This window comes from Pallidibacillus pasinlerensis (assembly GCF_009996845.1).
GTDB lineage: Bacteria > Bacillota > Bacilli > Bacillales > Caldibacillaceae > Pallidibacillus > Pallidibacillus pasinlerensis.
Map to the genome: position 1 here is coordinate 1 of NZ_JAACYS010000053.1, position 23,286 is coordinate 23,286.

Annotated in this window: 19 protein-coding genes, 1 other RNA gene and 2 other annotated features; of the genes, 19 read left to right on the forward strand and 1 reads right to left on the reverse strand. The window is 36.3% G+C overall.

Annotated elements, in window-relative coordinates:
* The first annotated feature begins 115 nt into the window (after positions 1–115).
* The 8 genes from recJ (at position 116) to ssrS (ending at position 9,912) form a co-directional block, all read left to right on the forward strand.
* Positions 116–2,476: a single-stranded-DNA-specific exonuclease RecJ gene (gene recJ, locus GW534_RS11170; protein ID WP_161921102.1), complete on the forward strand. Its 2,361-nt coding sequence runs from the start codon at positions 116–118 to the stop codon at positions 2,474–2,476.
* The gene (locus tag GW534_RS11175; protein ID WP_161921103.1) at positions 2,467–2,985 is read left to right on the forward strand and encodes an adenine phosphoribosyltransferase; all 519 of its coding nucleotides are present in this window, start codon (positions 2,467–2,469) and stop codon (positions 2,983–2,985) included. Before recJ ends, GW534_RS11175 begins: the two co-directional genes overlap by 10 nt.
* Before the next feature lie 233 nt (positions 2,986–3,218).
* Positions 3,219–5,411, forward strand: a complete 2,193-nt coding sequence (locus GW534_RS11180; protein ID WP_161921104.1) for a RelA/SpoT family protein — start codon at positions 3,219–3,221, stop codon at positions 5,409–5,411.
* A 12-nt stretch (positions 5,412–5,423) separates the two neighbouring features.
* Positions 5,424–5,861 (forward strand): D-aminoacyl-tRNA deacylase, encoded by a 438-nt coding sequence (gene dtd / locus GW534_RS11185; RefSeq protein ID WP_161921105.1) that lies wholly within the window; start codon positions 5,424–5,426, stop codon positions 5,859–5,861.
* A gap of 135 nt (positions 5,862–5,996) precedes the next feature.
* Complete coding sequence (locus GW534_RS11190; RefSeq protein ID WP_161921106.1) at positions 5,997–6,173, forward strand: RNA polymerase subunit sigma-70; 177 nt, start codon at positions 5,997–5,999, stop codon at positions 6,171–6,173.
* Between the two features lie 94 nt (positions 6,174–6,267).
* Positions 6,268–6,507, forward strand: a binding site (T-box leader).
* Positions 6,508–6,601: 94 nt separating this feature from the next.
* A complete protein-coding gene (gene hisS / locus GW534_RS11195; RefSeq protein ID WP_161921107.1) occupies positions 6,602–7,873 on the forward strand; it encodes a histidine--tRNA ligase in 1,272 nt (423 codons plus the stop codon).
* Between the two features lie 13 nt (positions 7,874–7,886).
* On the forward strand, positions 7,887–9,662 hold the full coding sequence (aspS, locus tag GW534_RS11200) for an aspartate--tRNA ligase (RefSeq protein WP_161921108.1): 1,776 nt from the start codon (positions 7,887–7,889) through the stop codon (positions 9,660–9,662).
* 61 nt (positions 9,663–9,723) lie between these two features.
* Positions 9,724–9,912, forward strand: a non-coding RNA gene (gene ssrS / locus GW534_RS11205) — 6S RNA.
* Between the two features lie 89 nt (positions 9,913–10,001).
* Here ssrS and GW534_RS11210 read toward each other — a convergent pair.
* Entirely contained in the window at positions 10,002–11,279 is a 1,278-nt protein-coding gene (locus GW534_RS11210; protein WP_161921120.1) for a replication-associated recombination protein A, read from the reverse strand.
* Positions 11,280–11,496: 217 nt separating this feature from the next.
* Between GW534_RS11210 and GW534_RS11215 the strand changes: the two genes are divergently transcribed.
* From GW534_RS11215 to GW534_RS11265, 11 genes are all read left to right on the forward strand, one after another.
* Positions 11,497–12,150: a YczE/YyaS/YitT family protein gene (locus GW534_RS11215; RefSeq protein ID WP_161921109.1), complete on the forward strand. Its 654-nt coding sequence runs from the start codon at positions 11,497–11,499 to the stop codon at positions 12,148–12,150.
* Positions 12,151–12,162: 12 nt separating this feature from the next.
* Entirely contained in the window at positions 12,163–12,591 is a 429-nt protein-coding gene (cymR, locus tag GW534_RS11220) for a cysteine metabolism transcriptional regulator CymR (RefSeq protein ID WP_161921110.1), read from the forward strand.
* 91 nt (positions 12,592–12,682) lie between these two features.
* Positions 12,683–13,825 carry a cysteine desulfurase family protein gene (locus tag GW534_RS11225; RefSeq protein WP_161921111.1) on the forward strand — a complete coding sequence of 381 codons (1,143 nt, stop codon included), beginning with the start codon at positions 12,683–12,685 and terminating at the stop codon, positions 13,823–13,825.
* Between the two features lie 16 nt (positions 13,826–13,841).
* Positions 13,842–14,954, forward strand: a complete 1,113-nt coding sequence (gene mnmA / locus GW534_RS11230) for a tRNA 2-thiouridine(34) synthase MnmA (RefSeq protein ID WP_161921112.1) — start codon at positions 13,842–13,844, stop codon at positions 14,952–14,954.
* 135 nt (positions 14,955–15,089) lie between these two features.
* Entirely contained in the window at positions 15,090–17,534 is a 2,445-nt protein-coding gene (recD2, locus tag GW534_RS11235) for an SF1B family DNA helicase RecD2 (RefSeq protein WP_161921113.1), read from the forward strand.
* 224 nt (positions 17,535–17,758) lie between these two features.
* On the forward strand, positions 17,759–17,953 hold the full coding sequence (locus GW534_RS11240; protein ID WP_161921114.1) for a hypothetical protein: 195 nt from the start codon (positions 17,759–17,761) through the stop codon (positions 17,951–17,953).
* A gap of 57 nt (positions 17,954–18,010) precedes the next feature.
* Complete coding sequence (locus GW534_RS11245; protein ID WP_161921115.1) at positions 18,011–19,087, forward strand: AI-2E family transporter; 1,077 nt, start codon at positions 18,011–18,013, stop codon at positions 19,085–19,087.
* 110 nt (positions 19,088–19,197) lie between these two features.
* Positions 19,198–19,415 (forward strand) — a binding site (T-box leader).
* Positions 19,416–19,479: 64 nt separating this feature from the next.
* The gene (gene alaS / locus GW534_RS11250) at positions 19,480–22,125 is read left to right on the forward strand and encodes an alanine--tRNA ligase (RefSeq protein ID WP_161921116.1); all 2,646 of its coding nucleotides are present in this window, start codon (positions 19,480–19,482) and stop codon (positions 22,123–22,125) included.
* A gap of 56 nt (positions 22,126–22,181) precedes the next feature.
* Positions 22,182–22,451: an IreB family regulatory phosphoprotein gene (locus tag GW534_RS11255; RefSeq protein WP_161921117.1), complete on the forward strand. Its 270-nt coding sequence runs from the start codon at positions 22,182–22,184 to the stop codon at positions 22,449–22,451.
* A complete protein-coding gene (ruvX, locus tag GW534_RS11260) occupies positions 22,451–22,870 on the forward strand; it encodes a Holliday junction resolvase RuvX (RefSeq protein WP_161921118.1) in 420 nt (139 codons plus the stop codon). The genes GW534_RS11255 and ruvX overlap by 1 nt, the downstream gene beginning before the upstream one ends.
* 76 nt (positions 22,871–22,946) lie before the next feature.
* On the forward strand, positions 22,947–23,222 hold the full coding sequence (locus tag GW534_RS11265) for a DUF1292 domain-containing protein (RefSeq protein WP_161921119.1): 276 nt from the start codon (positions 22,947–22,949) through the stop codon (positions 23,220–23,222).
* Positions 23,223–23,286: the final 64 nt, after the last annotated feature.

Here is a 23,286-nt window from a genome sequence, read left to right on the forward strand (position 1 = left end):
ACTTTTTAGACAGCCCCTTTATTCATATTTTGGGAAGACAGTTTCAACAATATAATCCATTCATTGATTCTAATACCTCAATTTTGTATAATAGAAAGGTTGAGAGGTGAACGAAATGTTACAATCTAAGACACATTGGAAGATTCGCCAAGCGAATGATGATAAAGTAAACAATTTAATAAATGAATTGAATGTAACACCTCTAGTTGCGAAATTATTAGTTAATCGAGGAATTGAAACGATTGATAAGGCTAAGTCTTTTTTATTCAACGAAGGAGAATTGTACGATCCGTTTTTATTAGAAGACATGCATATTGCCATCGAACGAATCAATCAAGCGATACGAAATGAAGAAAAAATTACCGTGTACGGGGATTACGATGCCGATGGTGTCACAAGTACTTATGTTTTATTATCCACATTGAGATCATTAGGTGCTCATGCGGATTATTATATTCCAAACCGTTTTACTGAAGGCTATGGTCCGAATGAGGAAGCATTTCGCTTTTTAAAGGATCAAGGTACAGACTTAATCATTACTGTTGATAACGGTATTGCTGCTATACATGAAGCGGAAGTAGCGAAAGAAATCGGTCTTGATTTGATTATTACGGACCACCACGAACCAGGTCCTGAGCTTCCCGAAGCATTAGCGATCATTCATCCGAAAAGACCAGGTTCAATTTATCCTTTCCGTGAATTAGCTGGAGTAGGCGTTGCATTTAAATTAGCTACTGCTTTGTTAGGAGAAATACCAGAATACTTACTTCCGTTTGTTGCCATTGGCACTGTCGGTGATTTAGTTTCATTACAAGATGAAAACCGCTACATTGTAAAAAAAGGATTAGAATTATTACCTACATGTCATAATTTAGGATTAAAAGCCCTATTAAATGTTGCGGGTGTCGATATTAACAATGTTAATGAGGTTACGATTGGTTTTACCATTGGCCCACGTATAAATGCACCTGGTCGACTAGACTCTGCAGATATAGGCGTTGAATTGTTCTTATCGGAAAGTATGGACGAAGCAATGGCGATTGCGCAAGAAATTAATGAGCTCAATGTTCAAAGGCAATCAATAGTAGAAGAGGTTGCGAAGGAAGCTATTGCAGAATTTAGTGAAAATGAAAAATACAAAAATAACCAAGTTATTGTCATTGGAAAACCCGGTTGGCATTCTGGGGTCATTGGTATAGTAGCTTCCCGTCTAGTAGAAAAATTTTCAAAGCCTGCGCTCGTATTTTCCTACGATGTAAATACGGGACTTGCAAAAGGTTCTGGTCGAAGTATCCCGAAATTCGATTTATATGAAAATCTAAGTAAATGTCGTGATATTTTACCGCATTTTGGTGGCCATAAAATGGCTGCAGGAATGACATTGAAAATCGACGATGTTGATCATCTACGGGAACGATTAAATACGATTGCTAATGAATTTTTAAAACCAGAAGATTTTGTTCTTGAGACGGAAGTGGATGGCATTGTTTCACTAGATGAAATTACGATTGAGACAATCGAACAGTTGGAAAAACTAGCTCCTTATGGGACAGATAATCCGAATCCGATTATAATGGTTGAGGATGTTCAACTTCCGAATATGCGACCGGTTGGTAGTGACGGAAAACATTTAAAAATGACTTTAGCAAATGATGATACTGAGGTCGATGGTATTGGATTTAATTTAGGTCCATTAGCTGATCACATTTCGCCTCTCGCTAACGTTTCCTTAGTTGGTGAATTAGACATTAATGAATGGAATAATATTCGTAAACCACAAATACTTGTCAAAGATATGGCAATTAAAGAATGGCAATTATTTGATTACCGTGGTCATCGGAAAATCGACCAATGGATTGATAAATTACCTCATGAAAATCGAAAATTTATTGTGTTCCATGAGAAAACTATTGAAACATTACATTTAGCACCATTTTTACAAGATATCATCATGATTCCTACGATTGATGATGCAAAAAATACTGATGTGCAAAATTGTAATATAGTTTTTGTTGATTTGCCACCTACAGCGCAATTTATTGAGGCTCTTATTTCAGATAAAAATATTCCACGAATTTATGCCCATTTTTATCAAGAAGAAACTGCACTTTTTAGTACAATGCCAAAAAGAGAGCATTTTAAATGGTATTATGCTTTTCTGCTAAAACAAAAGAGCTTTGATATCCGACAAAGAGGTCATGATTTAGCAAAACATATTGGTCTGTCACTTCAATCAATTAATTTTATGACAAAAGTGTTTTTTGATTTAGACTTTGTTACAATAAGTGATGGTGTTGTATCTGTTGTAAATTCGCCAGAAAAACGTAATTTGTCTGAATCGGCAACGTATAAACAACGAATTGACCATATGGAATTGGAAAAAATTCTACTTTATTCAACTTATAATGATTTAAAAAAATGGTTTGATCAGTTTATGACAAAAGTGAATATTGAGGAGGAAAACGCATGGATTTAGAAAAATACATCGCGATTGTAGAAGATTACCCTTCAAAAGGGATAAGTTTTAAAGATATTACACCTTTAATGGCTGATGGTGAAGCCTTTAAACATGCAACAGATCAAATAGTAGAATTTGCCAAAGAAAAAGAAATTGATATTGTAGTTGGTCCAGAAGCTCGCGGCTTTATCATTGGTTGTCCCGTTGCCTATGCTTTAGGTGTAGGTTTTGCACCAGTGCGTAAACCAGGTAAGTTACCACGTGAGACAATTAAAGTTGATTATTCTCTTGAATACGGTAAAAACACGCTAACCCTTCATAAAGATGCTGTAAAACCAGGTCAACGAGTACTAATCATTGACGACTTGTTAGCAACGGGTGGTACAATAGAAGCAACTAAGAACCTTGTTGAAAAACTAGGTGGAAAAGTTGTAGGAGCAGCATTTTTAATTGAATTATCTTACTTAAACGGTCGTGACAAATTAAAAGATATCGATATTAAAACGTTATTAACATATGACGATTAAAGGTTTGAATAGCTTGGCTAAATTGCCAAGCTGTTCCTTTATTTAGAACTTAAAAATGTGATTAGTTTTATTCGATTGTTAAAAAATATACAAAGGACTTTACAATTCATTTGTTTTTCAAGATAATAAAATCAATTAATTCTTTTTTTACAAGTGTTATTATTTTATATTGAATACATTTTTAGATAATTAGGATAAGTCAAATTAACGGATTTATTTGTAAAGGTGATATTATGAGTTCAGATCAGGCTATTACAATCGATGATTGTATGGAAAAAATAAAATCATATTTAAATAAAGAACATTGTGATTTCGTATATCGTGCATATAAATTTGCAGAGAAAGCTCACGAAGGACAAGTGAGAAAATCTGGTGAACCTTATATTGTTCACCCAATTCAAGTCGTAGGCATTTTGGCGGATTTGAAAATGGACCCAGCCACCCTTTGTGCTGGTTTTCTCCACGACGTCGTAGAAGATACTTCGATTACACTTGAAGACTTAGAGCAGGAATTTGGTTCAGAAATTGCAATGCTCGTTGATGGGGTTACAAAATTAGGTAAAATTAAGTTTAAGTCCCATGAAGAACAGCAAGCGGAAAACCATCGAAAAATGTTTGTGGCGATGGCAAAGGATATTCGTGTCATCTTAATTAAGTTTTCTGACCGTTTGCATAATATGCGGACATTAAAACATTTACCTGAAGAAAAACAAAGACGAATTGCCAATGAAACGTTAGAAATTTTTGCTCCTTTAGCACATCGTTTAGGAATTTCGAAAATTAAATGGGAATTAGAAGATACGGCTCTGCGTTTTCTAAATCCACAACAATATTACCGTATTGTGAATTTAATGAAACGGAAACGTGCTGAACGAGAAGAGCATGTTCTAGAAGTAATTGAAGAAGTTAAAAAGCGCCTTAATGAATTAAATATTCAAGCTGAAATTACCGGTCGTCCAAAACATATTTATAGTATTTACCGGAAAATGGCCCATCAAAATAAGCAATTCAACGAAATATATGATTTGTTAGCAGTTCGCATTATTGTGGATAGTATTAAGGACTGTTATGCCGTTTTAGGGATTATCCATACAGCTTGGAAACCGATGCCGGGTCGCTTTAAAGATTATATTGCGATGCCGAAGCAAAATATGTACCAATCATTGCATACAACGGTAATTGGTCCAAAAGGAGATCCGTTGGAAGTGCAAATACGCACACATGATATGCATAACATTGCTGAATACGGTATTGCGGCCCATTGGGCATATAAAGAAGGTAAAAGAGCAAATGCCGGTAATCATTTTGAAAAGAAATTAACATGGTTCCGAGAAATACTAGAATATCAAAATGAAACTCAAAACGCTGAAGAATTTATGCGGTCTTTAAAAGTGGATCTGTTTTCCGATATGGTGTATGTTTTCACACCAAAAGGCGATGTAATTGAACTACCAGCAGGTTCAGTGCCAATTGATTTTGCATACCGCATTCACACTGAGATTGGTAACAAAACAATCGGTGCGAAAGTGAATAGTAAAATGGTACCGCTAGATTATAAATTAAAAACTGGCGATATTGTTGAAATTTTAACTTCGAAACATTCATACGGTCCAAGCCGTGATTGGATTAAGCTAGCCCAGACGTCACAAGCGAAAAATAAAATTAAACAATTCTTTAAACGACAACTAAAAGAAGAGAATATTGTCAAAGGTAAAGAACTTGTTGAAAAGGAAATTCAGAAGCTTGAATTTGATTTGAAAGAAGTCCTATCACCTGAAAATATTCAACGGGTAGCGGAAAAATTCAATTTTGCTAACGAAGAAGATATGTATGCAGCTGTTGGCTATAACGGAATTACCGCAGCGCAAATTGCAACCCGTCTAACAGATCCACTTCGTAAAAAGAAAGAAATTGAAAATGAAGCATTATTAAAAGAAATAAACGAATTGAAATCAACCCAACATCGAAGCCGACGCGATGCAGGTGTTCGTGTAAAAGGGATTGATAATTTATTAATTCGTTTATCAAAATGTTGTAATCCAATACCAGGTGATGAAATTGTTGGCTATATCACAAGAGGACGCGGAATTTCAGTCCATCGTGCTGACTGTCCAAACGCTCAAGATGCGAATATAAAAGACCGCTTAATTCCTGTTGAATGGGAAGGTTATGCATCTGATAAGAAGGAATTCAATGTGGATCTTGAGATTAATGGCTTTGATCGAAGAGGATTACTAAATGAAGTTCTTCAGGCAGTAAATGAGACGAAAACTCATATTTCAGCTGTAAATGGTAAAACCGACCGGAATAAAATGGCAATCATCCACCTATCGATTTCAATTCAAAATGTGGCCCACCTGCAGAAGGTTGTTGACCGTATTAAACAGATTCACGATGTTTATGCTGTACGTCGGGTATTGAACTAAAGGAGGCATTTTATGCGGGTCGTATTACAAAGAGCAAAAGACGCCACAGTAACTGTAAATGACGAAGTTGCCGGTGCAATTGCAAAAGGGTTTGTACTTCTTGTTGGCGTCACCCATGAAGATACGGAAAAAGATGCAGATTATTTAGCTGAAAAAATAGCAGGATTACGTGTTTTTGAAGATGAAAATGGAAAAATGAATCTTTCGATAAAAGATGTTGGTGGAGCAATTCTTTCTGTATCCCAATTTACTTTATATGGAGATACGAGAAAGGGGAGACGGCCAAACTTCATGGCTGCTGCAAAACCGGATCAAGCAAAAAAATTATATGATTACTTTAACGAGAAATTAAGGGAGAAGGACTTAACCGTTGAAACAGGAGTTTTTGGTGAAATGATGGATGTTCGTTTTACAAACGACGGTCCGGTCACTCTTCTTCTCGAATCTTGATGGAACAGGGGTAAATCTCTTGTTCCTCTTTTTTAAACACTCCAAAAAACTGATGAATCGTGAAAGTTTTGTTGTGTTAAAGGACATAATAGAGAAAACAACAAAACGGCATCCGCTAAAAAGGAGTGTATAAACTTGCGTGCAAGTGACAAACATCATCAAGCCAATTTAACATCTAAAGGTGTCTTTGGGGTAAACTTTCATGAATTTATTGATACCGAAGAAGATAGTACAATGTTTGAAATAGCGTCCGAATTTGGAATCTCATTAGGTGATGTGAGAAAATTAAAAAAGCGTTTAAATCGTTCATAGATAAGAGATTTTCAAAGTCTAAACATCATACAAACAGGACTTGACAATTTTCGCACCATTACTTAATATAAAATAATCAAAGAAAAATACATAATTTGATCTAATGACGGAGAAAAGTAGTTGTGATCCAGGTGGAAAGAGAGGGAATGCCGTGGCTGAGAGCATTCCTGCATACTGCCACAATGAAAGACACTCCCGAGGATAGCTCTGAAAGACGATGCATAAACGTTTAGTAAGGGTATTACGTAAACAGGCGTTAACTGGTAAGTGGAAGGAGAATGGTCATTTCTTCTTCAAGTAGGGTGGCACCGCGAGAACAGCTCTCGTCCCTTGTTTCGGCAAGGGATGGGGGCTTTTTTATTATTAGCATATTTACCGTTACATGCCTACATAAGACAAAAAAGTATTCTTAACAAGGAGGAATTGGAATGAACGTACAAATCCCACGTGGGACTCAAGATATTCTGCCAGAACAAGCGAGATTATGGCAATGGATTGAAAACAAAGTAAAAGAAGTTACAAAAAAATATCGTTATGAAGAAATTCGTACGCCAATTTTTGAACATACTGAAATTTTTGCAAGAGGTGTCGGCGATACGACTGATATCGTTCAAAAAGAAATGTACTCTTTCCAAGATCGTGGTGGACGAGACTTAACATTAAGACCTGAAGGAACTGCGTCTGTTGTACGCTCCTTTGTTGAAAATAAAATGTTCGGTTATCCTAACCAACCAATTAAATTGTATTATATGGGACCGATGTTCAGATATGAACGTCCACAATCTGGGCGTTACCGTCAATTTGTTCAGTTTGGTGTTGAAGCACTAGGTAGTGCTGACCCGGCAATTGATGCAGAAGTTATTGCTTTAGCGATGGATATTTATAAATCCGTTGGCTTAAAAAACTTGAATTTAGTCATTAATAGTCTTGGAGATAAAGAATCTCGACTAGAACACCGTGAAGCTTTAATTAATCACTTCAAACCGAGAATTGGTGAGTTTTGTAAAGATTGTCAAAGCCGTTTAGAGAAAAATCCACTACGAATTTTAGATTGTAAAGTAGACCGAGATCATGAACTAATGGAAACAGCTCCATCAATCTTAGATTACTTAAACGATGATTCGAAAGAATACTTCGCAAAGGTACAACAATATTTAGATGGGCTTGGAATTGAATATACAGTAGATTCAACTCTTGTTCGCGGTCTTGATTATTATAATCAAACAACCTTTGAAATTATGAGTTCTGCACCTGGTTTTGGTGCCATTACAACCCTATGTGGTGGTGGACGTTATAACGGTCTTGTCGAAGAATTCGGTGGTCCAGAAACACCAGGTATTGGTTTTGCTTTAAGTATTGAACGTTTAATAGCGGCAATGGAAGCAGAAAATGTTCAAGTTGATTTTGATGATCAATTAGATTTTTACATTGTTGCTTTAGGTGATGCAGCGAAAGATTACTCAGTGAAGCTATTAGCGGATTTACGAAATAACGGCTTTACTGCTGATCGCGATTATCAAGATAGAAAAATGAAAGCCCAAATGAAATCAGCGAACCGATTAAACGCTAATTATGTCGTTATTATTGGTGAAGATGAACTGGAAAAAGGCGAAGTTCAAGTGAAAAATATGCAATCAGGTGAACAAGAAGAAGTGAAATTATCAGAATTCATCGACGTTGTTAAGCAATGGTTTAACTAAGGAGGAGAAAGACATGTTTGGAAGATCACATTATTGTGGTGAAGTTTCTGAAAAAAATATTGGTGAATCCGTTGTTTTAAAAGGTTGGGTGCAAAAAAGACGTGACTTAGGTGGACTAATTTTCATCGACTTAAGAGACCGTACAGGTATTGTTCAAGTCGTCATTAACCCAGTAGATTCACCAGAAAGTTTTAAAATTGCTGAAGGTATCCGCAGTGAATTTGTCCTTGATGTAAAAGGTAAAGTTGTTCCCCGTGCTGAAGGTACGGAAAATACGAAATTAAAAACAGGTTTAATTGAGATTCAATGTGAAGAAATTACAGTTTTAAATAAAGCTAAAACACCACCATTTGCAATCGAAAATGGTACAGAAGTGGCAGATGAGGTACGTATTAAATATCGCTACCTCGATATTCGCCGTCCAGAGATGTATGAAACGTTACGTTTAAGAAGTAAAACTGTAAAAGCAATCCGTGACTTTTTAGACGGAGAAGAATTTTTAGAAGTAGAAACACCAATTTTAACGAAAAGCACACCTGAAGGAGCACGGGATTATTTAGTACCGAGCCGTGTACATCCTGGTCAATTTTATGCTTTACCACAAAGTCCGCAGATTTTTAAACAATTATTAATGGTTGGTGGACTTGACCGTTATTATCAAATTGCTCGTTGCTTCCGTGACGAAGATTTACGTGCGGATAGACAACCCGAATTTACGCAAGTTGACATGGAAATGAGTTTCATGAGCCAAGAAGATATTATGGCGTTAATTGAACAAATGATGAAAAAAGTGATGAAAGATGTAAAAGGAATCGATATTCCAACACCTTTCCCGCGTTTAACTTACCATGACGCAATGGCGCGATACGGTTCAGATAAACCTGATACACGTTTTGGCTTGGAACTTGTCGATGCCTCTGAGATTGTGAAAGAATCAGAATTTAAAGTGTTTGCAAGTACTGTTGCCAATGGCGGTCAAGTAAAAGGCATAAATGTGAAACAAAGTGCGGAGCAATATTCTCGTAAGGATATTGATGCTTTAACAGAGTTTGTGAAAATCTATGGTGCAAAAGGTTTAGCATGGATTAAAGTTACAGAAGAAGGTTTTACAGGACCGATTGCAAAATTCTTTGACGATAACATCCAAAATCAATTAAAAGCATTATTTGATGCTGAAGCAGGCGACTTATTATTATTTGTTGCTGATAAAAAATCCGTTGTTGCCGATAGTTTAGGTGCCTTACGTTTAAAATTAGGAAAAGAATTAGGATTAATTGATGAATCTAAATATAACTTCCTATGGGTGACAGATTGGCCATTATTAGAATATGACGAAGAAGATGGTCGCTATTATGCAGCACATCATCCGTTTACAATGGCAGTTCGAGAAGATTTACCATTACTTGAAACAGATCCTGGGCGTGTCCGTGCACAAGCTTACGATATTGTTCTAAATGGATACGAATTAGGTGGAGGTTCAATCCGTGTATTTGAACGGGATATTCAAGAGAAAATGTTTAAAGTGTTAGGATTCTCAGAGGAATCAGCCCGGGAACAGTTTGGTTTCTTGATGGATGCTTTTGAATATGGTACACCGCCACATGGTGGAATTGCCCTTGGGTTAGACCGCTTTATTATGCTACTTGCAGGTCGAAGCAACTTACGTGATACGATTGCCTTCCCGAAAACAGCAAGTGCAAGTGATCCGCTAACAAACGCACCAAGTGAAGTTAGCCCGGATCAATTAGATGAGTTAAAAATATCATTAAACTTACCAAAAAATGAGTAAATTACTTAACTCGGAAATATTGAAATACTGATTGTTAGTATGTTATTATACAGTTAAATAGAGAGTCCTGATGTGTCCGTTAGTTTTCCCAAGTTTTGACCGAACACATTGCCAAAAGGGAGTCCGGAAGTTCTTAAATAGCGCAAATGCCTGTGAAAGCAGGACTTGCAAAATTTAAGACAGGGCACCCACCTGCCTAGAGCGGGTTCAAAACGTTGGCATTCACAACGACGGCACAATTGGGACCCTCTTTTTGTTTATTTTATTAACTTTTTTGTCTTCAAAATAATAAAATACTAAAAACCGCCCTGGAAATTTCCAAGGGCGGTTTTTTTAGTGCTAATTACTTTTTAAATTATTAATGTTGTCATATACTTGCGCGAGGGCTGCTTCGTATTTTCCAGTCGTTTTCGGTTCGTAATATTTTTTCCTCTTTAACGTATCTGGAAGGTATTGTTGATCGACCCAGCCGCCTTTATAATCATGTGGATATTTATAATCTAATCCGCGTCCTAGTTTTTTCGCCCCGCTGTAATGGGCATCTTTTAAATGGTCAGGAACTTCCCCGCCTTTCCCATTTTCAATATCTTGAATTGCCGCATCGATAGCTAAATAAGCAGAATTTGATTTCGGTGATAAACATAAGTCTATGACGGCATTTGCTAATGGTATACGTGCTTCAGGAAAACCGATTCGCTCTGCGGTTTGTACAGCTGCAAGGGTTCGTACTGCCGCCATTGGATTAGCTAGTCCAATATCTTCATAAGCAATAACTAAAAGTCTTCGCGCAATACTTGGTAAATCACCGGCGACAATTAATCGTCCTAAATAATGGAGGGCAGCATTTACGTCACTACCACGGATTGATTTTTGAAAGCCAGATAATACGTCATAGTGAGCATCGCCATCTTTATCATGACTAAAACTTTTCTTCTGAATACATTCTTCTGCAACAGAAATATCGATATGGATCCAACCATCTTCACTTTTTTCTGTCGAGAGAACTGCTAATTCGAGACCATTTAAGGCACTACGAACATCCCCGTTACACCGTGATGCAATAAATTCCAACGTTTGATCATCGATTTTTACTTTGTATTTTCCTAACCCTCGCTCTTCATCTTGTAAAGCCCGTTCTAAAGCGATTTTCACATCTTTTGGTTGTAATGGTTTTAGTTCGAAAATTTGACAGCGACTCCGTATCGCTGGATTAATCACATGATATGGGTTCCCAGTCGTTGCTCCAATTAAAACAATCATCCCGTTTTCTAAATAAGGTAATAAAAAATCTTGTTTTGCTTTGTCTAGACGGTGGACCTCATCTAAAAGCAAAATTACTTTTCCGCTCATTTTTGCTTCTTTTACGACAATTTCCATATCCTTTTTATTATTCGTTACAGCATTTAACATACGAAATGCATAGTCCGTACTACCAGCAATGGCACTGGCAATTGATGTTTTACCAACGCCTGGTGGACCGTAAAGAATCATGGATGACAATTGTCTTGCTTTTACCATTCGGTGAATGATTTTTCCTTCTCCAACGAGATGCTGTTGGCCGACAACTTCATCGAGTACCCTAGGTCGCATACGATAGGCCAATGGTTTTCCACTCATAATTAATTCACCTTCAATCATTTATCGAAACAGAATATATGTTCTACAGTTAATTTAGCATAAAATATACGTAAGGAAAAGGAGAGGAGCACTGTGTGTCCTTAAAAATAGTCGATCATTACGTGGAAGACTTGACTTCAGTTAGTTTTGTAGTAAAAAATATGCTATAATTTTAAAGATATGGCTCTTTCCCTAATTATGAAGGGTGGGACGAATGATGAGTGGAAAAGAAAAACTTGTTCAGTTTTTTATCTTTTTTATCGGAATAATTACGATGTCTTTTGGAATTGTACTTACAATTCAAGCTGATTTAGGAGTATCACCCTGGGATGTTTTACATATTGGTTTATACCAACAATTCGGTTTGACGATTGGAACTTGGAATATTATTGTTGGTATTATCGTATTAGGAACATCCACAATCATCATGAAAAAATGGCCGAAACTAGGTGCCTACTTAAACTTATTTTTCGTGGGAGTTTTTATAGATTTCTTTCTTTTTATACCAATTGAGCCCGTTCATTTTTGGAGTAAACTCATTATTTTAATAATTGGGATTGTCGTTATGGCCATTGGTATGGGTATTTATATTTCAGCTCAATTTGGAACAGGCCCACGCGATAGTTTAATGATGGCTTTACATATTAAAAAGGGATGGAAAATCCCTAATGTTCGCTTAGTGATGGAAATAGCAGTGTTAATTGTAGGTTGGATTCTTGGTGGTCCTGTTCATATTGGCACAATTATTATTAGTTTAACGTTGGGGCATGCAACAGGTATATCCCTTGAATTCTTTTATAAAGTTACGAATAAGCTCATGAACAAAGTAAAAAGTGAAAAAGTAGTTAACAATGATATTGTAATGAGGTAAAGAGGTGCAAAAATGAAAATTTCAACTAAAGGTCGATACGGTTTAACAATTATGATTGAATTAGCTAAAAAATTTGGCGATGGAAATCCACTACCATTAAAAACAATTGCACAATCAAATAATTTGTCTGAACATTATTTAGAACAAATTGTTTCTCCGTTACGTAATGCTGGACTTGTGAAAAGTATACGTGGAGCCTATGGTGGGTATATTTTAGCAAAAGAACCACAAAAAATAACGGCAGGAGATATTATTCGTGTATTAGAAGGTCCGATCCAATTAGTCGAAGGGATTGATGAAGAAGAGCCAGCTAAACGAGAATTATGGATTCGAATTAGCGATGCGATTAAAGGAGTTTTAGATACTACGACTTTAGCGGATCTAGCTCAACATAGTAAAGCAGAAAATGATGATATGCGAGGTTATATGTTTTACATTTAATCGTTCTTGTTGTACATTTGTTTGAGTAAATTATTTTTTCTTGTAAAATAATACTTTAAAGCGTATATAGCGAAATAAAGTAGGTGTAATGATGAATAAATTTTATGCAGATTATGCAGCAACCTCTCCTATTCATCCTGATGTAGTTGAGGAAATGACAGAGGTTATGCATCGTATATATGGTAATCCATCAAGTATTCACGCATACGGACGTGAAGCTAGAAAAATTGTAGATGACGCACGAACTGTCATTGCAAAGTCAATCAATGCGAACTTCAACGAAATTATTTTCACAAGTGGTGGTACTGAATCCGATAATATGGCTTTAATTGGTACGGCTTTTGCCAACAAAGACAAAGGAAAACATATTATTACAACGGCGGTTGAACACCATGCCGTTTTGCATACTTGTGAATTTTTAGAGCAAAATGGGTTTGAAGTAACTTACTTACCTGTAGACGAAACAGGTCGTGTTTCTGTTGAAGATGTAAAAAAAGCATTACGGGACGATACTATTTTAGTATCAATCATGTTTGCAAATAATGAAGTTGGTACAATCCAACCGATTACCGAAATTGGACAGCTTCTTAAAGATCATCAAGCATATTTCCACACAGATGCTGTTCAAGCGTATGGTTTACTTCCGATTGATGTAAAAGAAATGAATATAGATTTATTATCTGTTTCTGCCCATAAAATTAACGGTCCTAAAGGCATTGGTTTTCTTTATGAAAAAGCTGGTGTACGATTACAACCGTATTCCTTTGGTGGGGAACAGGAACGGAAACGCCGGGCTGGAACAGAAAACGTACCGGCGATTGCTGGTTTTAAAAAGGCCGTGGAAATCATAATGGCAGATCGTCAGAAAAAATATGATTTCTATGTACAATTACGTGAAAAATTTATCGAAGGTTTAAATGAAGAAGCGATTAATTTTAAAGTAAACGGTAGTGAGAATTATTGCCTTCCACATATTGTCAATATTTCGTTTCCTGGAACTGAAGTAGAAGCCTTTTTAGTTAATTTAGATTTAGAAGGGGTTTCTGCATCAAGTGGTTCAGCATGTACAGCTGGTTCCTTAGAGCCAAGTCACGTTTTAAGTGCGATGTTTGGCGCTGAATCGGACGAATTATTTAATTCCATTCGATTCAGTTTCGGATTAGGTACAACGATGGAAGATGTAGAAGAGATTGCCAAAATTACAGCCAAAGTAGTGAAAAGATTAACGAATTAAACGGAGGTGAAAAAACATGAAAGACCCTAAAAACACCCGCGTTGTTGTTGGGATGAGTGGCGGTGTAGATTCGTCTGTAGCAGCTTATTTACTTAAAGAACAAGGGTATGATGTAATTGGTATTTTCATGAAAAACTGGGATGATACAGACGAATTTGGTGTTTGTACAGCAACGGAAGATTATGAAGATGTGATTCGCGTTGCAAACCAAATTGGCATTCCGTATTATGCGGTCAACTTTGAAAAAGAGTACTGGGACAAAGTATTTACGTACTTTTTAGATGAATATAAAGCAGGTCGGACACCAAACCCAGATGTGATGTGTAATAAAGAAATTAAATTTAAAGCCTTTTTAGATCATGCGATGAAACTAGGTGCGGATTACTTAGCAACAGGCCACTACGCCCGTGTAACGGTTGAAGATGGGGAGACGAAAATGCTTCGTGGTGTCGACCATAATAAGGACCAAACGTACTTTTTAAACCAATTATCCCAAGATCAAATTTCCAAAGTTATGTTCCCGCTAGGCCATTTAACGAAACCTGAAGTACGAGAAATTGCCAAGAAAGCAGGATTAGCAACGGCAAATAAAAAAGATAGTACAGGCATATGTTTCATTGGTGAGCGGAATTTTAAAGAATTTTTAAGTCAATATTTACCTGCGCAACCGGGAAGAATGGAAACATTGACGGGTGAATATAAAGGTGAACATCAAGGATTAATGTATTATACAATTGGTCAACGGCATGGACTTGGCATTGGTGGTGACGGTGATCCTTGGTTTGTGGTTGGAAAAGATTTAGAACGGAATGTCCTACTAGTCGGTCAAGGTTTCCATAATGAGGCGTTATATTCAGATGCTATTATTGCTACAAAAGTAAGTTGGGTTTCAAATAAGGAAAAACCGAAGGAATTTCGTTGTACGGCAAAATTCCGTTACCGTCAACCAGATAATAATGTTACAGTACGTTTACTTGACAATGATGAAGTGGAAGTTATTTTTGATGAACCGATTCGTGCTGTCACACCTGGTCAAGCCGTTGTTTTTTATGACGGTGAAGAATGTTTAGGTGGCGGTACGATTGATAAAATATTTAAAAACGAAAAACAACTCACTTATGTAGGATAATGTTTTACACGAAGGACCAAAGCTTTTACATAAAGCGTTGGTCCTTCTGTTATTTTTACTTGTTTTTTACTATAATGGTTAATAGGAAAATTTATACATGATAAGATTTATCTTAAAAGAAAGGGGGAAACGTCCATGAATGAAGAAATGACAAATGAACCATACATAAAAGGTCGACCGCTTGTTAAGATTTTTCGTAATGAAGAAAATCTTTATACGGTTCTACGAATTAAAGTTGAAGAAGCAAATGTAGAACTAAAGGAAAAGGAAATCGTTGTAATTGGATATTTCCCCCAAGTGTATGAAGAAGAAACGTATATTTTTTATGGAAAATTTCAAGAACATCCTCGATATGGCCGTCAATTCAATGTGAGCCATTTTCGGAAAGATATACCGAAAACGAAACAAGGTATTATTCAATATTTATCGAGTGATCTTTTCAAAGGGATTGGTAAAAAAACAGCGGAAAATATCGTTGATGTCCTCGGTGAAGATGCCATCTCTAGAATTCTCGAAAAACCGTCCTTACTAGATACGGTTCCAAGACTTCCAGCAGATAAAGCGAAAACGTTATACGATACTTTAGTAGAACATCAAGGTCTAGAAAAAATAATGATTAGTCTAAATGAGTTAGGTTTTGGTGCATCTATTGCCATGCGTATTTATCAAACTTATAAAGAAGAGACGTTAGAAGTTATACAAAAGAATCCATATCGTTTAGTGGAAGATATTGAAGGGATCGGTTTTAGTCGTGCCGATGAATTAGGTGCGAAGTTAGGAATTCAAGGAAATCATCCTGATCGGATTAAAGCAGCTTGTTTATATCAATTAGATGCTGACTGTTTGCAAGAAGGTCACTGTTATTTAGATAAAGGTTCATATTGTTTAGCTGTAAAACAATTACTTGAGTCGAGTCAAGCGCAAGAAGTTCCCCTAGAGGATATTGAATATGAACTTTTAAAACTAGTAGAAGAAGGAAGAATTGTTACAGAAGAAGACCGGGTTTATATGGCTTCCATTTATTACTCGGAAAAGGGACTCGTTAACAATATTAAACGGATTTTAGAACAGAAAGAGTATGCCGACGCCTTCCCAGAGTCGGAATTTTTACTTGCATTAGGGGAGCTAGAAGAACGTCTCAGGATAGAATATGCTCCAACCCAAAAGGAAGCAATTCAAACGGCCTTATCGTCACCAATGCTAATTTTAACTGGTGGACCAGGAACCGGAAAAACAACGGTTATAAAAGGAATTGTTGAATTATATGCAGAATTACACGGCTGTTCCCTTGACCCAAAAGATTATAAAAAGGATGAAATATTTCCATTTATTTTAGCAGCACCAACGGGTCGGGCCGCAAAACGGATGACTGAATCAACAGGATTACCAGCTGTAACAATTCACCGATTGTTAGGTTGGAATGGTACTGACACCTTTGATTATGACGAAGACAATCCTATTGAAGGGAAAATAATTATCCTTGATGAAATGTCGATGGTTGATATTTGGCTAGCCCATAATCTTTTTAAAGCATTACCAGAAAATGTCCAAGTCATTATTGTTGGTGATGAAGACCAATTACCATCCGTTGGTCCAGGACAAGTTTTAAAAGATTTATTAGATTCGGGAATGATTCCAACCGTACGATTAAAAGAAATTTACCGGCAAGAAAGTGGTTCAACAATTATACAGTTAGCCCATGCGATCAAAAATGGTGCGTTACCTGAGGATATGAGAAAGCAGCAAAAGGATCGTTCCTTCATCCCATGTCATACTAGCCAAATACCGGAAGTTATTAAACAAGTTGTTGGACATGCAGTAAAAAAGGGATATACCTCAAGAGATATTCAAGTCTTAGCTCCAATGTATCGAGGACCTGCCGGAATTGATAACTTAAACAATATTTTACAAGAAATTTTTAACGGTGCTCAAAATGAGTCGGGACGTCCGCGAAGAGAAATTAAATTTGGTGACGTAGTTTACCGTGTTGGAGATAAAGTTTTACAACTAGTAAATCAACCGGAAAATAATGTGTTCAATGGCGATATTGGTGAGATTGTAAGCATTTTTTATGCAAAAGAAACAGAAGAAAAAACAGATCAAATTGTCGTTTCCTTTGAAGGTACAGAAGTTACATATACGAGACAAGATTTAAATGAAATCACGTTAGCTTATTGTTGTAGTATTCATAAATCACAAGGTAGTGAGTTTCCTGTTGTTATTTTACCGATGGTTCATGGTTATTATCGGATGTTGCGCAGAAACTTATTATATACGGCTATTACTAGGGCAAAAGATAAATTAATTCTCTGCGGTGAAGAAGAAGCCTTTCACATTGCCGTGAACAATACAGATGTGAATTTGCGAAATACAACGTTAACGGAACGATTAAAGAAAAAAATCAAACCAGAGGTAATTGACCAGCCTGTTGATGCTGTGGTTGATTTAGATGTTAGTGGCGATAATGACGAACAAGACTATTCATATGAAGAAGAGTTAATGAAGGTAGATCCAATGATTGGGATGGAAGATATTACACCTTATGATTTTATGGAAGATGCGGAGAAAGTTGAAAATTAAACGATTTTTGGCACAATCTATACAGCGTTAGATCAATATGATGAACGCTGTTTTTTTTGTGTTTTATATGCTAGATGAAAAGTAGAATTTTACTTAATGTTTATATGAGTTGCTAAAGCGAAGCCTTCCAACCACATTATTTACCCCAACCTCCATTTAAGGTGTTTAAAATCAAGGCAATTAGGGCATAATGCTATCATGTTTACATTTGTGAGGTGAAATATGTGGAATTAGTTTGTCCGAATTGCCGAAGTAAAGATATTGGAAAAATCGGTATTAACCAATATTATTGCTGGAATTGTTTTATTGAACTATCTCTATCAAAAGGGATTATTCACACACATCAAGTAGAAGAAGATGGGTCCTTATCATCATTAGATGATTTGTTTTCTGAAGAGGAGCGTCGTTACCATGCATAATGTTCTCTAGTATACTTTTGTTAAATATCTCCCAAACTACAATAGGGAGGGTTGCCGATGGATATTAAGGTAAAATGGTTTTACCGGTTAGGTTTTTTACTTTTATTATTTATTGTTTTATTTGTTTTTATAAAAATTAGTCCAATTTGGCAACCAGTATTACAGGCAATACTTAAAGTTGCCTCTCCTTTTATTGTCGCTGCTTTTATCGCCTATTTACTCCATCCCTTTATTGAAAAACTTCATGAGTATGGCTTGCAGTGGTGGTTATCAGTAACTATCGTTTTTCTTTTGTTTTTTGGAGGTATAGGTTATGGAATCTATAAAGGGATTCCGTTATTTGTTCAACAATTAATCGATTTATCTGAGAATCTACCACAATTTATAAATCAATTTGATCGTTGGGTTGAAACAATAGAAAGCAAAACGAAATCTTGGCCACTAAGTGTTCATAACCAAATTAACGATAGTGTTCATCTGATTTATGCTGAGTTTGAAAAAATATTAGAACGCATTAAAAACTTTTTACTCTGGTTAGTAGAATCAATTTTTCTAATTTTACTCATTCCTTTTATAGCGTTTTATATGGTCAAAGATATTGACTATTTGATGGATGTGTTTTGGTCGCTAGTTCCGAAAAAATGGCGTGAACAAACAAAAATTTTTATAAAAAATGTAGATGTATCTCTTGGAAGTTATATTCGTGGTCAATTAATTATTTCTGGATTAGTTGGTCTCGTATCTTCTTTATTGTTTTGGTTAATTAATCTAAAATATCCATTGTTACTTGGTTCAGTCCTTGGGATTACCAATGTTATTCCTTATTTTGGACCGATTATTGGGGCAATCCCTTCTATTTTTGTAGCCGCAACTATGTCGACAAAAATGATTATATTTGTCGTTTTAATTGTTTTTACACTTCAGTTTTTAGAAGGAAATTTACTGTCACCATTAATAATGGGTAAATCACTACAAATGCATCCTATAATGATTATGTTTTCAATACTAATTGGGGGCGAAGTGGGAGGAGTCATTGGGTTAATTATAGCAGTTCCGACAGTAGCGATTATTAAAACCGCAATTAAGCAAGCTTATGAGCAATTTCAAAAGCGGAAAAATCTTGAACGAGAATAGGGATACAACAACTAAACTTCTTTAATCTACTAATAGCTATTTACGTTGAAAGTATAATTTGACAAATGGTAAAATCATGCATATAATCCAAATAGAAATAAGTAATATAAATGAACACGTTGATGGAACGAGTAGGTTACTACTACCTTATAGAGAGGAATTTCCGAGGCTGAAAGAATTTCCAGGATAGGGTAACTGAAGGCTACTCCTGAGTGCAGCTAATCCCTGCCGCAAAACCTGCGTTACAGGTCTTGAGTGATGGAAATCTATTCTTTAGTGATTTCCATAACCAGGGTGGTACCACGGATAAAAACTCTTCGTCCCTGCTTTTTGGGAGAAGAGTTTTTTATTTTGCTTGTTCCAAAATGTATTAATTTAAGGAGGAAACAATAATGAAAAAATTAACTAGTGCACAAATTCGTCGCATGTTTTTAAATTTTTTCCAAGAAAAAGGTCATAAAGTCGAACCAAGTGCCTCACTAGTTCCCGTAGATGATCCAACATTACTTTGGATTAATAGTGGTGTTGCAACTTTAAAAAAATATTTTGATGGACGGGTAATACCTGAAAATCCACGTATTACGAATGCACAAAAATCGATTCGGACTAATGATATCGAAAATGTAGGTAAAACAGCACGTCACCATACATTTTTTGAAATGTTAGGGAACTTCTCTATCGGTGATTATTTCAAAGAGGAAGCGATTTTATGGGCTTGGGAATTTTTAACAAGTCCTAATTGGATTGGCTTTGATCCTGAAAAATTATCAGTAACAATCCATCCCGAAGATGAGGAAGCGTACAAAATTTGGCGTGAAAAAGTTGGTATTCCTGAAGAACGCATTATTCGTTTAGAAGGAAACTTCTGGGATATCGGTGAAGGACCAAGTGGACCGAACTCTGAAATTTTCTACGATCGTGGACCTGAATATGGTGATAATCCGTCTGACCCAGAACTTTACCCAGGTGGAGAAAATGAGCGTTATTTAGAAATTTGGAACTTAGTTTTCTCACAATTTAACCATAATCCGGATGGTACGTATACCCCATTACCAAATAAAAATATTGATACAGGCATGGGTTTAGAGCGTATGGCATCTGTTATTCAAGATGCAAAAACAAACTTTGAGACAGATTTATTTATGCCAATTATTCAACAAACAGAAGCAATTGCTGGTGTGAGATATGGTGAAGATGATGAACGAGATGTTGCCTTTAAAGTTATCGCAGACCATATTCGTACAGTAGCTTTTGCGGTAGGTGATGGAGCACTTCCATCAAACGAAGGTCGTGGATACGTATTACGTCGCCTACTACGTCGTGCAGTTCGTTACGCTAAGCAAATTGGCATTGAGCGCCCATTTATGTATGAATTAGTGCCAGTTGTCGGTGAAATTATGGCCGATTATTATCCTGAAGTTCATGAAAAATCCGATTTCATCCAACGGGTAATTAAAAATGAAGAGGAACGTTTCCATGAAACGTTAAATGATGGACTAGCTATTCTTTCTGAAGTGATTAAAAAAGCGAAGGAAAATGGCAAAGAGGCGATCGACGGTGTAGATGTCTTCCGTTTATATGATACGTACGGATTCCCAGTAGAATTAACGGAAGAATATGCTGAAGAAGCGGGCCTGAAAATTGACGAAGAAGGTTTTGAAAGAGAAATGGAAGCACAGCGGGAGCGGGCAAGACAAGCTCGTCAAGATGTTGACTCCATGCATGTGCAAGGTGGAGATTTAGGAGACTTCACTGATGAAAGTAGTTTTATTGGTTATGATAGACTTGAAGCTGAAGCAAAAGTGATTGGCATATTTAAAGATGGAGTAAAAGTTGATTCTGCTAAAGCGGGGGAAGAAGTTGAGATTATTTTAGATCAAACTCCATTTTATGCAGAAATGGGTGGTGAAATCGGTGACCGCGGCGAGATTCGTGGAGAAGGCTTTAAAGTCGAAGTTATCGATGTGCAAAAAGCACCCCATGGACAAAACTTACACCATGTAAAAATTGTTGAAGGAACAGTTTCAGAAGGATTAATTGCTGTTGCGCTAGTTGATGCGACAAGCCGTATTAATATTGAAAGAAACCACTCTGCAACACACTTATTACATCAAGCATTAAAGGATGTGCTTGGCACCCATGTAAACCAAGCAGGGTCCCTTGTTGAAGTCGATCGGTTACGTTTTGACTTTTCACATTTCGGTCAAGTGACAGACGAAGAAATTGAACAAATTGAAAAACTCGTTAACGAGCAAATTTGGGCGTCTATTCCAGTCGAAGTTTTCCATACATCATTGGAAGAAGCTAAAGAGATGGGTGCAATGGCACTATTCAGCGAAAAATACGGCGATGTCGTTCGGGTTGTAAAAATGGGTGACTTCTCAATTGAATTATGCGGTGGTTGCCATGTAGATAATACTGCTGTTATCGGTAGTTTCAAAATCGTATCTGAAAGTGGTATTGGTGCTGGTACTCGAAGAATTGAAGCTGTCACAGGTGAAAAAGCTTATCGCTTTATGAGTGACCAAATTAATCTTTTAAAAGATGCAGCGAAAAAATTAAAAACAAAAGTTGCTGATGTACCAACAAAAATTGAACAGTTGCAACAAGAAATGAAAGAATTGCATAAAGAAATTGAATCATTATCTGGCAAACTAAGTCATTTAGAAGCAGGCAACTTACTTGACCAAGTAAAACAAGTAAATGATGTGAATCTGCTTGTAAGTAAAGTTCAAGTTTCAGAATCTACACAACTACGGACAATGTTAGATGATTTAAAACAAAAACTAGAATCAGGTATAATTGTCCTAGGAGCTGTACATGATGAAAAAGTACTGCTAATTGCAGGTGTTACGAAGGATTTAACGAAACAATATCATGCAGGAAAAATCATTAAAGAAGTTGCTGGCATTTGTGGCGGTGGCGGTGGTGGCCGTCCAGATATGGCTCAAGCTGGCGGAAAAGATCCAAACAAACTTGATGAAGCGTTGAATTTTGTCGAAGAGTATATAAAAACATTTCATAATACGGATAAGTAGTGTAAAATGAAGACAAGTAACTTTTGTAAGGAAGTTGAGAGCGAGGTGCTTTTCCAATGGGTTCACTTGATCGAACGATGAAATTCGATTTTCCCGAGGAACCAATAGAACAAGAGGTAAAACAAGTTTTATTTCAAGTTTTTACAGCACTAGAAGAGAAGGGCTACAATCCAATCAATCAAATTGTCGGGTATTTATTATCCGGTGATCCTGCCTATATTCCTAGGCATAAGGATGCAAGGAATATAATCCGTAAATTGGAGCGGGATGAAATTATTGAAGAGCTTGTGAAATCATACTTACAACAACATCGAGAGGAAATGTAATGCGTATTATGGGTTTAGATGTCGGTTCAAAAACGATTGGCGTTGCAGTAAGCGACGCCTTCGGTTGGACCGCACAAGGAGTTAAAACAATAAAGATTGATGAAGAAAAAGAACAATTTGGTTTGGATGAACTACATGAAATCATCAATCAGTATGAAATTGAAAAAGTTGTCATTGGTTTACCGAAAAATATGAATGGTACCATTGGACCGCGTGGAGAAGCAAGTATTGCTTTTGCAGAGCTGATAAAAGAACAATTTGCTTTACCTGTTGAATTGTGGGATGAAAGATTATCTACGATGGCTGCAAACCGGATTTTATTAGAAGCGGATGTAAGTCGTAAAAAGCGAAATAAGGTCATTGATAAAATGGCTGCTGTCATGATTTTACAAGGTTACTTAGATAGTATAAGTAAGTAAATTCGTTTAATGTTAATAATTAGACGAGTTTTAAATATATTATTGATAAGGATGCTTTTTTTAGGAGGATTTAATTATGGATGATGCAAACCATATTACAGTAATTGATGAAGATGGTAATGAGGAACTTTGTGAAGTTCTATTTACATTCGAATCAGAGGAATTTGGAAAATCTTACGTTCTATATTATCCAGTAAGTGCAGAAGAAGATGAAGATGGTGAAATTGAAATTCATGCTTCTGCTTTTAAAGCTGGTGAAGAACAAGGTGAATTAATGCCAATTGAAACGGATGCTGAATGGGATATGATTGAAGAAATGCTAGCTACGTTCATGGCTGAAGATGAAGAATAGTATTAAAATTATATTAATAAAACATTTTACTCAAAGAGCGCTTTTTTCCTGCGCTCTTTTTTTA

What these genes read in the sequence shown, in the direction of transcription:
- GW534_RS11225 (WP_161921111.1), top strand. Translation starts at nt 12,683, where the DNA reads ATGAATAAATTTTATGCAGATTATGCAGCAACCTCTCCTATTCATCCT.
- GW534_RS11215 (WP_161921109.1), top strand. Translation starts at nt 11,497, where the DNA reads ATGAGTGGAAAAGAAAAACTTGTTCAGTTTTTTATCTTTTTTATCGGA.
- cymR (WP_161921110.1), top strand. Translation starts at nt 12,163, where the DNA reads ATGAAAATTTCAACTAAAGGTCGATACGGTTTAACAATTATGATTGAA.
- GW534_RS11255 (WP_161921117.1), top strand. Translation starts at nt 22,182, where the DNA reads ATGGGTTCACTTGATCGAACGATGAAATTCGATTTTCCCGAGGAACCA.
- GW534_RS11245 (WP_161921115.1), top strand. Translation starts at nt 18,011, where the DNA reads ATGGATATTAAGGTAAAATGGTTTTACCGGTTAGGTTTTTTACTTTTA.
- GW534_RS11175 (WP_161921103.1), top strand. Translation starts at nt 2,467, where the DNA reads ATGGATTTAGAAAAATACATCGCGATTGTAGAAGATTACCCTTCAAAA.
- dtd (WP_161921105.1), top strand. Translation starts at nt 5,424, where the DNA reads ATGCGGGTCGTATTACAAAGAGCAAAAGACGCCACAGTAACTGTAAAT.
- ruvX (WP_161921118.1), top strand. Translation starts at nt 22,451, where the DNA reads ATGCGTATTATGGGTTTAGATGTCGGTTCAAAAACGATTGGCGTTGCA.
- hisS (WP_161921107.1), top strand. Translation starts at nt 6,602, where the DNA reads ATGAACGTACAAATCCCACGTGGGACTCAAGATATTCTGCCAGAACAA.
- recJ (WP_161921102.1), top strand. Translation starts at nt 116, where the DNA reads ATGTTACAATCTAAGACACATTGGAAGATTCGCCAAGCGAATGATGAT.
- GW534_RS11210 (WP_161921120.1), bottom strand. Translation starts at nt 11,279, where the DNA reads ATGAGTGGAAAACCATTGGCCTATCGTATGCGACCTAGGGTACTCGAT.
- alaS (WP_161921116.1), top strand. Translation starts at nt 19,480, where the DNA reads ATGAAAAAATTAACTAGTGCACAAATTCGTCGCATGTTTTTAAATTTT.
- mnmA (WP_161921112.1), top strand. Translation starts at nt 13,842, where the DNA reads ATGAAAGACCCTAAAAACACCCGCGTTGTTGTTGGGATGAGTGGCGGT.
- GW534_RS11265 (WP_161921119.1), top strand. Translation starts at nt 22,947, where the DNA reads ATGGATGATGCAAACCATATTACAGTAATTGATGAAGATGGTAATGAG.
- GW534_RS11180 (WP_161921104.1), top strand. Translation starts at nt 3,219, where the DNA reads ATGAGTTCAGATCAGGCTATTACAATCGATGATTGTATGGAAAAAATA.
- recD2 (WP_161921113.1), top strand. Translation starts at nt 15,090, where the DNA reads ATGAATGAAGAAATGACAAATGAACCATACATAAAAGGTCGACCGCTT.
- aspS (WP_161921108.1), top strand. Translation starts at nt 7,887, where the DNA reads ATGTTTGGAAGATCACATTATTGTGGTGAAGTTTCTGAAAAAAATATT.